Origin of the sequence: Mycobacterium ahvazicum (assembly GCF_900176255.2) — a bacterium.
In the GTDB taxonomy this organism is placed as follows: domain Bacteria; phylum Actinomycetota; class Actinomycetes; order Mycobacteriales; family Mycobacteriaceae; genus Mycobacterium; species Mycobacterium ahvazicum.
Window position 1 is genome coordinate 257,427 of the sequence record NZ_FXEG02000003.1, and the last position, 13,804, is coordinate 271,230.

General features: G+C 66.5%; 13 protein-coding genes. 12 read left to right on the plus strand and 1 reads right to left on the minus strand.

The annotated features are described in order from the left end of the window. Nucleotides 1-44 precede the first annotated feature (44 nt). Nucleotides 45-1,535, plus strand: coding sequence for an FAD-binding protein (locus MAAFP003_RS13825; protein WP_096287742.1), 1,491 nt, complete (start codon nucleotides 45-47; stop codon nucleotides 1,533-1,535). 55 nt (nucleotides 1,536-1,590) lie between these two features. Here the strand turns inward: MAAFP003_RS13825 and bacA are convergent, their stop codons facing one another. Next, a complete protein-coding gene (gene bacA / locus MAAFP003_RS13830) occupies nucleotides 1,591-3,510 on the minus strand; it encodes a vitamin B12 ABC transporter pemease/ATP-binding protein BacA (protein WP_096291144.1) in 1,920 nt (639 codons plus the stop codon). 94 nt (nucleotides 3,511-3,604) lie between these two features. Between bacA and MAAFP003_RS13835 the strand changes: the two genes are divergently transcribed. The 11 genes from MAAFP003_RS13835 (at nucleotide 3,605) to MAAFP003_RS13885 (ending at nucleotide 13,749) form a co-directional block, all read left to right on the plus strand. Then, complete coding sequence (locus tag MAAFP003_RS13835) at nucleotides 3,605-5,245, plus strand: acetolactate synthase (protein WP_096287744.1); 1,641 nt, start codon at nucleotides 3,605-3,607, stop codon at nucleotides 5,243-5,245. A 35-nt stretch (nucleotides 5,246-5,280) separates the two neighbouring features. Further along, nucleotides 5,281-7,605, plus strand: coding sequence for an accessory Sec system translocase SecA2 (gene secA2 / locus MAAFP003_RS13840; RefSeq protein ID WP_096287746.1), 2,325 nt, complete (start codon nucleotides 5,281-5,283; stop codon nucleotides 7,603-7,605). A gap of 63 nt (nucleotides 7,606-7,668) precedes the next feature. Continuing rightward, nucleotides 7,669-8,289, plus strand: a complete 621-nt coding sequence (locus tag MAAFP003_RS13845; RefSeq protein WP_096287748.1) for a CDP-alcohol phosphatidyltransferase family protein — start codon at nucleotides 7,669-7,671, stop codon at nucleotides 8,287-8,289. After that, entirely contained in the window at nucleotides 8,282-9,196 is a 915-nt protein-coding gene (locus tag MAAFP003_RS13850) for a DUF881 domain-containing protein (RefSeq protein ID WP_096287750.1), read from the plus strand. Before MAAFP003_RS13845 ends, MAAFP003_RS13850 begins: the two co-directional genes overlap by 8 nt. Nucleotides 9,197-9,212: 16 nt before the next feature. Beyond that, the gene (locus MAAFP003_RS13855) at nucleotides 9,213-9,545 is read left to right on the plus strand and encodes a small basic family protein (protein ID WP_096287752.1); all 333 of its coding nucleotides are present in this window, start codon (nucleotides 9,213-9,215) and stop codon (nucleotides 9,543-9,545) included. A gap of 5 nt (nucleotides 9,546-9,550) precedes the next feature. Next, the gene (locus MAAFP003_RS13860) at nucleotides 9,551-10,402 is read left to right on the plus strand and encodes a DUF881 domain-containing protein (protein WP_096287754.1); all 852 of its coding nucleotides are present in this window, start codon (nucleotides 9,551-9,553) and stop codon (nucleotides 10,400-10,402) included. Nucleotides 10,403-10,426: 24 nt separating this feature from the next. Beyond that, nucleotides 10,427-10,825 (plus strand): glycine cleavage system protein GcvH, encoded by a 399-nt coding sequence (gcvH, locus tag MAAFP003_RS13865; RefSeq protein WP_096287756.1) that lies wholly within the window; start codon nucleotides 10,427-10,429, stop codon nucleotides 10,823-10,825. Nucleotides 10,826-11,036: 211 nt separating this feature from the next. Beyond that, complete coding sequence (gene garA / locus MAAFP003_RS13870; RefSeq protein WP_423790916.1) at nucleotides 11,037-11,510, plus strand: glycogen accumulation regulator GarA; 474 nt, start codon at nucleotides 11,037-11,039, stop codon at nucleotides 11,508-11,510. Beyond that, the gene (ftsR, locus tag MAAFP003_RS13875) at nucleotides 11,510-12,256 is read left to right on the plus strand and encodes a transcriptional regulator FtsR (RefSeq protein ID WP_096287760.1); all 747 of its coding nucleotides are present in this window, start codon (nucleotides 11,510-11,512) and stop codon (nucleotides 12,254-12,256) included. The genes garA and ftsR overlap by 1 nt, the downstream gene beginning before the upstream one ends. A 117-nt stretch (nucleotides 12,257-12,373) precedes the next feature. Further along, nucleotides 12,374-12,868, plus strand: coding sequence for a bifunctional nuclease family protein (locus MAAFP003_RS13880; protein ID WP_036469133.1), 495 nt, complete (start codon nucleotides 12,374-12,376; stop codon nucleotides 12,866-12,868). Between the two features lie 248 nt (nucleotides 12,869-13,116). After that, entirely contained in the window at nucleotides 13,117-13,749 is a 633-nt protein-coding gene (locus MAAFP003_RS13885; protein WP_096287762.1) for a MerR family transcriptional regulator, read from the plus strand. Nucleotides 13,750-13,804 lie beyond the last annotated feature (55 nt).

The following is a 13,804-nucleotide window of genomic DNA, read 5'->3' on the forward strand; positions in this document are numbered from 1 at the left end:
GCCGGCGACGATGCAGCGCGCAGCAATGAGGAGGAGTGGCGCCAATGAGCACCGAGATTCCAGCAGCCGTCAAGGCGGACACCGTGACGTCGTGGTCCGACGACGTCGACGTGCTCGTGATCGGCTTTGGCATTGGCGGTGGCTGCGCCGCGGTGAGTGCGGCGGCCGCCGGCGCGCGGGTGCTGGTCCTGGAGCGCGCCGCGGCGGCGGGCGGAACCTCCTCCATGGCCGGCGGCCACTTCTACCTGGGCGGCGGCACCGCGGTCCAGCAGGCCACCGGCCAAGAAGACACCCCCGAGGAGATGTACAAGTACCTCGTCGCGGTGTCTCGCGAGCCGGACCTCGACAAGATCCGGGTGTACTCCGACGACAGCGTCGAGCACTTCAATTGGCTGGAGGATCTGGGCTTCCAGTTCGAACGCAGCTACTACCCGGGCAAGGTCGTCGTCCCACCCGGGACCGAGGGTCTGAGCTACACGGGCAACGAAAAAGTGTGGCCCTTCTGCGAGCGGGCCAAGCCCGCACCGCGCGGGCACTCGGTGCCGGTGCCCGGTGAGTTGGGCGGCGCGGCGATGGTCATCGACCTCCTGGTCAAGCGCGCCGCCGACGTGGGAGTGCAAGTGCGCTACGAGACCGGGGCGACCAACCTCGTCGTCGACGACAACGGCGCGGTGGTCGGCGTCGCCTGGAAGCACTTCACCGAAACCGGTGCGATCAAAGCAAAGTCGGTCATCATTGCCGCCGGCGGTTTTGCGATGAACCCGGAGATGGTTGCCGAGTACACCCCCGCGCTGGCCCAGGAACGGAAAACCAAGCATCACGGCACGGTGGCGCCCTACATCCTGGGCAACCCGAACGACGACGGCCTGGGCATCAGGATGGGCGTCTCGGTCGGCGGAGTCGCCAAGAACATGGACGACTTGTTCATCACCGCGGCGGCGTATCCGCCCGCGATTCTGCTGACCGGGTTAATCGTCAACAAGGACGGCCAGCGCTTCGTCACCGAGGACTCCTACCATTCGCGCACCTCGGCATTCGTTCTCGAGCAACCGGAGCAGACCGCTTATTTGATCGTCGACGAGGCGCACACCGAGATGCCGGAAATGCCGCTGATCAAATTCCTCGACGGCTACGAGACCATCGCCGAAGTGGAGGACGCGCTGGGCATCCCCAGCGGCAACCTGGCGGCCACCCTGGACCGCTACAACGAGTTCGCGGCCAAGGGCGAGGATCCGGATTTCCACAAGCAACCGGAATACCTTGCGGCGCAAGACAATGGGCCCTGGGCCGTCTTCGATCTGTCGCTGGGCCGGGCCATGTACTCGGGGTTCACGATGGGCGGGCTGGCCACGTCGGTGGACGGTGAGGTGTTGCGCGAAGACGGCACGCCGGTGCCCGGCCTCTACGCGGTCGCGGCGTGTGCGTCCAACATCGCCCAGGACGGCAAGGGCTACGCCAGCGGCACCCAGCTCGGCGAGGGCTCGTTCTTCGGTCGCCGCGCCGGAACGCACGCGGCGCACGCCGCGGGCGCATAGGCGCGTTACGGCACCGCGCCGGAACGCACGCGGCGCACGCCGCGGGCGCGTAGCACTACACCGTCGCGGGCTCCTGGCCGACCGGTCCGAGCTGCCAACGGCCGCCGCCGAGCAGTTGCAGCTCTTGTTCGTGATGCTGCTCGACGGTGTGGCGATGGCTGACGCTGACCACGACGCACTCCGGAAGTTCGTTGCGCAGTAGTTGATACAGCGCGAATTCCAGCCCCTCATCGAGCGCGGAGGTGGCCTCGTCGAGGAAGACGGCGCGCGGCTTGGTGAGCAGAATTCGGGCGAAGGCAACACGCTGCTGCTCACCCGGCGAGAGCACCTTGGCCCAGTCCTGCTCTTCGTCGAGCCGTTGGATCAGCGGGGCCAGGGCCACCTTCGTCAGCACCTCGTGCAGCTCGCCGTCGCTGATGGATTCCGGCGGATTCGGGTAGCACACCACGCCGCGCAGACTGCCCAGCGGCACGTATGGCAACTGCGAGAGGAACATGGTCGCGTTGTCGCCGTCCGGGCGGCACAACGTTCCCGAGGCGTACGGCCACAGTTCGGCCAGACTGCGCAGCAGCGTGGTCTTGCCGGCGCCGGAACGGCCGGTGATCACCAGCGAGTCGCCGGTGTCCAGCTCGACGTCGAGCGAATCGATCAGCTGATCTCCCGCCGGCGTGCGGACCTCGATTCCGGCCAGCTCGACCGCTTTGTCCTGGCTCGGTTTGACCAGCACCGCGGGCAGCGCGCGGCCCTGGGCATTGGCGTCGACCAACCCGTGCAACCGGATGATGGCGGCGCGGAACGACGCGAACGCGTCGTAGTTGTTCCGGAAGAAGGACAGCGAGTCGTGGATGTTGCCGAAAGCCGTTGCCGTCTGTCCCACGTCGCCGAAGTTGATCTTGCCGGCGAACAATCGCGGTGCCTGAATGATCCACGGCAGCGGCACAATCGCCTGCGACACCGACCAGTTCCAGCCGTTGAAGATGATGGTCCGGCGGACGAACTTGCGATAGTTGTCGATGATCGGGGTGAAGCGCCGCCATAACTGTGACCGCTCCACCCGCTCGCCGCGGTAGAAGCCGACCGCTTCCGCGGCGTCACGCAGCCGCACCAGCGCATACCGGAACGCGGCGTTGAGCTTCTCGTTGTTGAAGCTGAGCCAAATCAGCGGGCGCCCAAGCCAAAACGCGACGATTGTTGCGATCAGCACATACACCAGCACGGTCCAGAACATGGCCCGCGGCAACGTGATACTGAAAAGGGTCAGGTCTCCGGACAGGTTCCACAGGATGGCGGCGAACGAGATCACCGACGCGACCGCGTTGACGGCCCCGAACAGCAGGGTGCCGCCGGTGCCGTTGGACGGATTGTTCGGAGTGCCACCGGCGTTGGCGGTGAAGATGTCGATATCCTGCTGGATCCGCTGGTCAGGATTGTCAATCGTGTTGTCGATGAACAGATCTCGGTAATAGGCCTTGCCGTGCAGCCAGTCATCGGTCAGGTGAGCGGTCAGCCAGATGCGCCACGCGATCATGAACCGCTGAGTGATGTAGATGTCGAGCATGAATCGGACGACGTAGAGAGTGGCCAGTATGCTGAAAATCCACAGCGACATGTAAAAGCCGTGAATACCAGACTGTTTGACGGTGTCATCGCCGGCGGCCATGCCCTGGACCGCGATCTGAACCGACGTGTACAGGTCGTTGCCCTGGTAACTGAGCAGCACCGTCAGCCGTACCGCAAGCAGCACCGACAGCAGCAGCACCCCGAGTACCAGCCACACCCTGACACTGGCCGGGCCGACGAAATACCCGCGGGTGATCCGCCAGAACTGGCGGCCCCACGGTGTGAAGAACCTGAACGCTGCCAGCACGACGATCAGACACACAGCGCCGATCGCCCAGGCGATGGCGACCCATTGCAACGAGTCCACAAGTGCCGACGACCAGTTGATGGATGGCTTGAATAGCGTGGGACCCAACTTCGACGTCTCCTTGCTATCGAGGCATCTCGAGGAGCCTCGTGGCGAATGCTTCCCCGCGAAGGTACCCGAGACCGGCCGATAGGCTGCCAGCATGAGCATCGACGCTCCGTCCAGCCAGATTGTCCATGCCGGCCGGTTGATCGCCCGGCGCCTGCGGGCCAGCGGTGTCGACACCGTCTTCACGTTGTCGGGCGGCCACCTGTTCTCCATGTACGACGGCTGCCGCGACGAGGACATTCGACTCGTCGACACCCGCCACGAACAGACCGCGGCGTTCGCCGCCGAGGGTTGGTCGAAGGTGACCAGGGTGCCGGGCGTGGCCGCGCTGACCGCGGGCCCCGGCGTCACCAACGGCATGAGCGCGATGGCGGCCGCGCAGCAAAACCAGTCGCCGCTGGTGGTGCTCGGCGGACGGGCACCCGCGCAGCGCTGGGGCATGGGCTCGCTACAGGAGATCGACCACCTGCCGTTTGTGGCACCGCTGGCGCGCTTTGCGGCTACCGCGCAGTCCGCCGCCGACGCGGGCCGACTGGTCGACGAGGCGCTGCGGGCCGCCGTCGGCGCGCCGTCAGGAGTCGGATTCGTCGACTTTCCGATGGATCACGTGTTCGCCGTCGCCGAGGACGACGGCCGCCCCGGCGCGCTCACCGTGCCACCACCGCCGCAAGCTCCGGATGGCAACGCGCTGGATCGCGCCGCGCAGCTGCTGGCGGGGGCGCGGCGGCCGGTGATCATGGCGGGCACCAACGTGGGGTGGGGACACGCCGAGGCGGCGCTGCTTCGGCTGGCCGAGGAGCGCGGGATCCCGGTGCTGATGAACGGGATGGCCCGCGGCGTCGTGCCCGCCGATCACCCGCTGGCGTTCTCGCGGGCACGTGCCAAAGCGCTGGGCGAGGCGGACGTCGCGCTGGTCGTCGGGGTGCCGATGGACTTCCGGCTCGGCTTCGGCAAGGTGTTCGGACCGGAAACCCAGCTCGTCGTCGCGGATCGGGCCGAACCCGACCGGGAGCATCCGCGGCCGATCGCGGCGGGCCTGTACGGCGACCTGACGGGCATTCTCTCGGCGTTGTCCGGGAGCGCAGGTGATCACGACGACTGGATCGCGTCGCTGCGGTCGGCCGAGACCGCCGCCCGTGATCAGGAGACCGCCGATCTGGGCGACGACCGAATCCCGCTGCACCCGATGCGCGTGTACGCCGAATTGGCGCCGATGCTGGACCGCGACGCGATCGTGGTCATCGATGCCGGCGACTTCGGCTCCTACGCCGGCCGGATGATCGACAGTTATCTGCCCGGCTGCTGGCTGGACAGCGGCCCGTTCGGCTGCCTGGGTTCGGGCCCCGGCTACGCCCTGGCCGCCAAACTGGCCCATCCCGAGCGTCAGGTCGTGCTGCTGCAGGGCGACGGCGCCTTCGGCTTCAGCGGCATGGAGTGGGACACCCTGGTGCGCCATCAGGTTCCGGTCGTATCGGTGATCGGCAACAACGGAATCTGGGCGCTGGAAAAGCACCCGATGGAGGCGATCTACGGCTACTCCGTGGTGGCGGAGCTGCGTCCGGGCACCCGCTACGACGAGGTGGTGCGCGCCCTGGGCGGCCACGGCGAGCTGGTCGCGGCGCCCGTCGAGCTGCGTCCCGCGCTGGAGCGCTCGTTTGCCAGCGGCCTGCCCGCGGTCGTCAACGTGCTCACCGACCCGAGCATCGCCTATCCGCGCCGAAGCAACCTGGCCTGACGGGGTCAGCGCAGCTCACCGCGTACCGTTGACCTGTGCCAAAGACCATCCGCACCCAACCGGGCCGCCTGAGCAGCAGATTCTGGAAGCTACTCGGCGCCAGTACGGAAAAGAACCGCTCGCGCTCGCTCTCGCAGGTCAGCGACTCCTCGGAATACGACGAGAAGGCAGCCGACCTCTCCGACGAGAAACTGCGCAAGGCGACCGGGTTGCTCAACCTCGACGATCTCGCGGACTCCGACGACATCTCGCAGTTCCTGGCGATCGCGCGGGAGGCCGCGGAGCGGTCAACGGGTTTGCGGCCCTTCGACGTTCAGCTGCTGGGTGCGCTGCGCATGCTCGACGGCGACGTGATCGAGATGGCGACCGGCGAGGGCAAGACCCTGGCCGGCGCGATCGCGGCCGCCGGATACGCGATCGCCGGCCGGCACGTCCATGTGGTGACCATCAACGACTACCTGGCCCGCCGGGACGCGGAATGGATGGGCCCGCTGCTCGAGGCGATGGGTCTGACGGTGGGCTGGATCACCGCGGAGTCGACGAGCGAGGAACGCCGCGCCGCCTACGACTGCGACGTCACCTACGCCTCGGTCAACGAGATCGGCTTCGACGTCCTGCGGGATCAGCTGGTGACCGACGTCGACGACCTGGTGTCGCCGAATCCCGATGTGGCCCTAATCGATGAGGCCGATTCCGTGCTGGTCGACGAGGCGCTGGTGCCGTTGGTGCTGGCCGGCACCACGCACCGGGAAACGCCGCGGCTCGAGATCATCAAACTGGTCGGCGAGCTCGCCCCGGAGATCGATTACGACACCGACTCCGACAGCCGCAACGTACACCTCACCGATGTCGGCGCACGCAAGGTCGAAAAGGCGCTCGGCGGCATCGACCTCTACTCCGAGGAGCACGTCGCCACCACCCTGACCGAGGTGAACGTGGCGCTGCACGCCCACGTGCTGTTGCAGCGCGACGTGCATTACATCGTCCGCGACGATGCGGTGCACCTGATCAACGCCTCGCGTGGCCGCATCGCGCAACTGCAGCGCTGGCCGGACGGCCTGCAGGCCGCCGTCGAGGCGAAGGAGGGCATCGAGACCACCGAGACCGGCGAGGTGCTCGACACCATCACGGTGCAGGCGCTGATCAACCGCTACACGACGGTGTGCGGAATGACCGGGACCGCGCTGGCCGCCGGGGAGCAGCTGCGTCAGTTCTACAAGCTTGGTGTGTCACCAATCCCGCCGAATACTCCCAACATTCGCGAGGACGAGACCGACCGGGTCTACATCACCGCCGCGGCCAAGAACGACGCGATCGTCGAGCACATCGCCCAGGTGCACGAGACCGGACAGCCGGTGCTGGTCGGCACCCGCGATGTGGCCGAGTCCGAGGAGCTGCACGAGCGCCTGGTCCGCCGCGGGGTGGCGGCGGTGGTGCTCAACGCCAAGAACGACGCCGAGGAGGCTCAGGTGATCGCCGAGGCCGGCAAGTACGGCGTCGTCACGGTGTCCACCCAAATGGCCGGGCGCGGAACCGATATCCGCCTCGGCGGATCAGACGAAGCCGACCACGACCGGGTCGCCGAGCTGGGCGGGCTGCACGTGGTCGGCACCGGCCGCCACCACACCGAGCGGCTGGACAACCAGCTGCGCGGCCGGGCCGGACGTCAGGGCGACCCCGGTTCGTCGGTGTTCTTCTCCAGCTGGGAGGACGACGTCGTCGCGGCCAACCTCGACCGCAACAAGCTGCCGGAGCAGACCGACGAGGACGGCCGGATCGTCAGCCCCAAGGCAGCCGGGTTGCTCGACCACGCCCAGCGCGTCGCGGAGGGCCGCATGCTCGACGTGCACGCGAACACGTGGCGATACAACCAACTGACCGCCCAGCAGCGCGCCATCATCGTGGATCGTCGAAACACGTTGCTGCGCACCGCAACCGCGCGCGAAGAGTTGGCCGAGCTGGCGCCGAAGCGGTACGAGGAGCTGTCCGAGCAGATCTCGGAAGAACGCCTGGAGACCATCTGCCGGCAGATCATGCTCTACCACCTGGACCGCGGCTGGGCCGACCACCTGGCGTTCCTGGCCGACATCCGCGAGAGCATCCACCTGCGCGCGCTGGGCCGGCAGAACCCGCTCGACGAATTCCACCGGATGGCCGTCGACGCGTTCGCGTCGCTGGCCGCCGACGCGATCGAGGCGGCTCAGCAGACGTTCGAAACCGCCAACATCCTCGAGAAGGAGCCCGGCCTGGATCTGTCCAAGCTGGCGCGACCGACGTCGACGTGGACCTACATGGTCAACGACAACCCGCTGTCCGACGACACGCTGTCCACGCTGAGCCTGCCCGGGGTATTCCGCTAAACGGCGTCGCGCGGCTCGTCCCGCGGTGCGGACCACTTTGTCACCGAGCTAATGTCACGCCTCATGGAGCCGGTTCCGCCAGACCGGGTGCTGACAGTGCCCAACCTGTTGAGCGCGCTGCGCCTGGTCCTCATCCCGGTGTTCATCTACCTGCTGTTGGTCGCACACGCCCACGGCTGGGCGGTGGCGATCCTGATGTTCAGCGGCGCCTCCGATTGGGCCGACGGCAAGATCGCCCGCTCGCTGAATCAGTCGTCGCGACTGGGCGTGCTGCTGGACCCGGCGGTCGATCGGCTCTACATGGTGACCGTTCCCGTCGTGCTGGCGATCAGCGGCATTGTGCCGTGGTGGTTCGTGATCACCCTGATCGTGCGTGACGCACTGCTGGCGGCGACGCTGCCGCTGCTGCGCAGTCGCGGATTGACGGCGCTGCCGGTGACCTACTTCGGCAAGGCCGCGACATTCGCCTTGATGTCCGGCTTCCCGCTCGTGCTGCTGGGCACCTGGGACACGTTGTGGAGCCGGGTGATCGGCGCCTGCGGTTGGGGCTTTCTGATCTGGGGTATGTACGCCTACCTGTGGTCATTCGTCCTGTACGCGGTGCAGATGGTCCTGGTGATGCGACGAATGCCCAAGGTCACCCATCACGCGGCGACCGCCCGCAAAGCGGGTGAGCATGGCTGAACCGGATCGCCTGCTCGGCGGCTACGACCCCAACGCGGGCCGCAGCGCGCACGCCGCCGCGCGCCCCACACTGATTCCGGTGCCCTCGCTGTTGCGCGCGCTGCTGTCGGAGCATCTGGATCCCGGATACGCCGCGGCAGCGCAGCGGCGCGCCGCTGCGGGCGCACCGCAGCGTGGTCGCACCCGCTGGTTCTGGCAAGCCCTGGCGGCAATGCTCGTCGCCACGGTCTTCGCCGCCGCGGTCGCGCAAGCCCGTTCGGTCGAGCCGGGTGTGCGCACCGCTCAGCAGCTGCTGGCGCGCAGCGTGCGATCGACGGAAGAATCCGACACGAAATTGGCTCAGCAGCGCAGCATGCTGTCGCGCAAGGTCTACGACGTGCAACGGCTCGCGCTGGCCGACGACGCCGAGGGCCAGCGCCTGCTGAGCCGGCTGGACAGTCTCAGCCTGGCGGCGGCCAGCACAGCGATCATCGGTCCCGGCCTGACCGTGAAAGTGACCGATCCCGGTGCCAGCCCGAACCTTTCCGACGTGTCCAAGCAGCGCGTGAACGGGAGCCGGCAAATCATCCTCGACCGCGACCTGCAACTCGTGGTCAATTCGTTGTGGGCCAGTGGCGCCGAGGCGATCTCGGTCGGTGGGGTACGCATCGGGCCGAATGTGACGATCCGCCAGGCCGGGGGAGCGATCCTGGTCGACAACAACCCCACCAGCAGCCCGTACACGATCCTCGCGGTCGGGCCGCCGAACGGGATGCGGGACGTCTTCGAGAACAGCCCCGGTTTGCAGCGCCTCAGGCTGCTGGAGGTCTCCTACGGTGTCGGCATCACCGTCGACGTCTCCGACGGTCTCTCGCTGCCGGCCGGATCGGTCCGGGAAGTCAAGTTCGCCAAGCAGATTGGGCCCTAGTGAGAAAAGTCCTCGCATGATCGGTATCGCGGCGCTTGTGGTCGGCATCGTGTTGGGCCTGGTTTTCCACCCCGCCGTGCCCGAGGTCGTCCAGCCGTATCTGCCCATCGCGGTGGTCGCTGCGCTCGACGCGGTCTTCGGCGGGCTGCGGGCCTACCTCGAGCGGATCTTCGACTCCAAAGTCTTCGTGATTTCGTTCGTGTTCAACGTCTTTGTCGCTGCGCTGATCGTCTACGTCGGCGATCAGTTGGGCGTGGGCACGCAGTTGTCCACGGCCATCATCGTCGTGCTGGGCATCCGGATCTTCGGCAATGCCGCCGCGTTGCGGCGCAGGCTGTTCGGGGCGTAACGGGAATGAGCCAGGATCCGCCCGACGGCGTGGCCGACGAAAGTCGGGACGCGCCAACCCGACACGACGATCCGAGGCCCGGGGCCGACGATGCCGCACAGCATGGTCGTCACGAATTACCGGCGCACAGCCCGCGCCCCGAGATCGGCGCGGTCGGGCGGACCGGGCGATCGCGGCTGATGTTCGGAACGCTGGCGGTCCTGCTCTGTCTGCTGCTGGGAGTCGCGATCGTCACCCAGGTCCGCCAGACCCGGTCGGGCGACTCGCTGGACACCGCGCGTCCGGCGGATCTGCTGGTGCTGCTTGATTCGTTGCGGCAGCGCGAGGGCACGCTGAACGGCGAGGTCAACGAGCTGCAGAACACGCTGAATTCGTTGCAGGCGTCCGGCAACACCGATCAGGCCGCGATCCAAAGCGCGCAGGCCCGGTTGGCCGCGCTGTCCATCCTGGTGGGCGCGGTCGGCGCGACCGGGCCCGGCGTCACCATCACGATCGATGATCCCGGACCGGGGATATCTCCGGAAGTAATGCTCGACGTGATCAATGAGTTGCGCGCCGCCGGAGCCGAGGCGATCGAGGTCAACGGCGGACATCAGTCGGTGCGGGTCGGTGTCGACACCTGGGTGGTCGGCACGCCCGGTGCGCTGACCATCGACACCAAGGCGCTGTCGCCGCCGTATTCGATTCTGGCGATTGGCGATCCGCCCACGCTGGCGGCGGCGATGAACATTCCCGGCGGTGCCGAGGACAGCATCAAGCGAGTCGGCGGAAAGATGTCCGTGCAGCAGGGCGACCGCATCGACGTGACCACCTTGCGACAACCAAAACCGCACCAATACGCTCAGCCCGTCAAGTGAGACGCCGAATAGAACAGGACTGCCGTGAGCGATATCCCACCCGATCTGCACTACACCGCCGAACATGAGTGGGTTCGCCGGAGCGGTGACGACACCGTGCGGGTCGGGATCACCGACTTCGCGCAATCGGCACTGGGCGACGTTGTTTTCGTCCAGCTGCCCGACGTCGGCACCGAAGTGACCGCGGGCGAATCCTTCGGCGAAGTGGAATCGACGAAATCCGTCTCAGACCTGTACGCGCCGGTGTCCGGCACGGTGAGCGCCGTCAACGGCGATCTGGAAGGCGACCCGCAGCTGGTCAACTCCGACCCGTACGGTGCCGGCTGGCTGCTGGATATTCAGGTCACCGACGGCTCGCAGTGGGAGTCCGCCGTTTCAACGCTGCTCGATGCCGAGGCCTACCGCGGCACATTGACGGAGTGACGGTTGCTAGTGTCCCTGCCACGGGGGCTGGCCGGTTAGCGATCCTGCCGGTGGCTAGCGCATTCGGAACCACCGCGCGGTACGGTCAACACATCAGCGTTAGAAGGCAAGTAATCGGCAATACAGGGTTGCAGAAACCTAGTGGGAAGCCGGCCGAACGGCCCGGTCAGACGACGCCACAGCGGCCAGTGAGGAGCAGCGCGTGACGGATATGGACTCAGGAAGTTCACAAGACCAGACTTCGGACGAAGTCACTGTGGAGACGACTTCGGTCTTCCGCGCCGACTTCCTGAACGAACTGGACGCGCCCGCCCAGTCGGGCGCCGAGAGCACGGTCTCCGGGGTTGAAGGGCTGCCCGCGGGCTCGGCGTTGCTCGTCGTCAAACGGGGGCCCAACGCCGGATCGCGCTTCCTGCTCGACCAGGCCATCACCTCGGCCGGACGGCACCCCGACAGCGACATATTCCTCGACGACGTGACGGTGAGCCGCCGCCACGCCGAATTCAGGTTGGAAAACAACGAATTCCACGTGGTCGATGTGGGTAGCCTCAACGGCACATACGTCAATCGCGAGCCGGTGGACTCGGCGGTGCTGGCGAACGGCGACGAAGTACAGATCGGCAAGTTCCGCTTGGTGTTCCTGACGGGGCCCAAAGGGGACGACGACGGAGGATCCGGAGGCTAGTGAGCGCACCCGATAGCTCGGCTCTTGCCGGGATGTCGATTGGGGCGGTCTTGGACCTGTTGAGGCCGGATTTCCCCGATGTCACGATTTCCAAGATTCGGTTCTTGGAAGCCGAAGGACTGGTGACGCCGCAACGCGCCGCGTCGGGATACCGCAGATTCACCGCTTACGACTGCGCGCGACTGCGCTTCATTCTCACCGCACAGCGCGACCACTACCTGCCGCTGAAGGTGATCCGGGCTCAGCTCGACGCCCAGCCCGACGGCGAGCTGCCGCCGTTCGGATCGCCTTATGGCGTACCGCGATTGGTTTCGGTGAGCGACGGCGACGCCGCCCCCGAAACGGGATCCGACGCGGCCGCGGTGGCACCCACTCGCGTCCGGTTGAGTCGAGAAGACCTCCTCGAACGCGCGGGCGTGGACGAAGACCTGCTCACCGCGCTGCTCAAAGCGGGCGTCGTCACCACCGGTCCGGGCGGATTCTTCGACGAACACACCGTCGTGATCTTGCAGTGCGCCCGGGCGCTGTCCGACTACGGCGTCGAGCCGCGGCATTTGCGTGCGTTCCGCTCGGCGGCCGACCGGCAGTCCGATCTAATCGCCCAGATCGCGGGGCCGCTCATCAAAGCCGACAAGGCCGGCGCCCGTGATCGCGCCGACGATCTGGCGCGTGAGGTTGCCGCGCTCGCAATTACTTTGCACACGTCGCTGATCAAGTCCGCCGTTCGCGACGTTCTGCGACGCTGAGGACTAGACTTCCCTCAACAGCTTGGCGTTCGACGACACGGAGAGGAATGGTGCCCCACCGGGTCGTCACGCCGGGCGAAAGTCGGACACGGCGGCATGTGCGGAGGGCAGACACAAATGGGTGAAGTTCGTGTTGTCGGCATTCGCGTCGAGCAGCCGCAGAACCAGCCGGTGCTGTTGTTGCGCGAGGCCAACGGAGACCGCTACCTGCCGATTTGGATCGGCCAGTCCGAAGCGGCCGCCATTGCGCTCGAACAACAAGGCGTCGAGCCACCCCGCCCGCTCACGCATGACCTGATTCGCGATCTCATTGCAGCACTTGGCCATTCACTCAAAGAGGTCCGGATCGTCGATCTGCAGGAAGGCACCTTCTACGCCGACCTCGTCTTCGACCGCAACATCACGGTGTCGGCGCGCCCGTCGGACTCGGTGGCAATAGCGCTTCGCGTCGGTGTCCCGATCTACGTGGAGGAGGCCGTTCTCGCCCAGGCTGGTCTGCTGATCCCGGACGAGAGCGACGAGGAATCCAACACCGCCGTTCGCGAAGACGAGGTGGAGAAATTCAAGGAATTTCTGGACAGCGTGTCGCCCGACGATTTCAAGGCCACCTAGCCGGGAAATCCCGCGTTAAGGTGGGTACCGACATCACGGATCCGTCTCATCTGACACTGTGATGTCGACACGCCTGATGGATAGCACGCCCCTTGCCGTTACGGCCGCCATACTTTGAGGACAAGTTAAGGCACGGCAGCGATTGGACAGCGTAAGCTCTCTAACACTCGGGCCTTGGCCAACGCGGCTGTAAAGGCAGCCAGTGGACGCAGCTAGTGACTAGAGCGCGATCGGCGAGAGGATTCACTGTGAGCGACCAGCCACGTCAAGAACAGCTGGACCTTGCTGACCAAACGGATGCCGCTGCCAATGGTGAACCGAGCGTCACCGTGGCCGCCGGCCCCGTGCAGCCCGGCCTGTTTCCTGACGATTCGGTGCCCGACGAGCTCGTCGGTTACCGCGGGCCGAGCGCCTGCCAGATCGCCGGAATCACCTACCGGCAGCTGGACTACTGGGCACGCACGTCGTTGGTGGTGCCGTCGATTCGCAGCGCGGCCGGTTCCGGCAGCCAGCGGCTGTACTCCTTCAAAGACATTCTGGTCCTCAAGATCGTCAAGCGGCTGCTGGACACCGGCATTTCGCTGCACAACATCCGCGTCGCCGTCGACCATCTGCGTCAGCGCGGCGTCGAGGATCTGGCCAACATCACCCTGTTCTCCGACGGCACCACCGTTTACGAGTGCACCTCCGCCGAAGAGGTCGTCGACCTGCTGCAAGGCGGCCAGGGCGTGTTCGGCATCGCCGTCTCGGGCGCCATGCGCGAGCTGACCGGCGTGATTGCCGACTTCCCGGGTGAGCGCGCCGACGGCGGCGAGTCGATCGCCGCACCCGAAGACGAGCTGGCGTCGCGGCGCAAGCACCGCGACCGCAAAATCGGATAGCAACTCACTGTTCGTTATCCCGACACGCATTGTTGGGGTATTTCATGTACCGGGC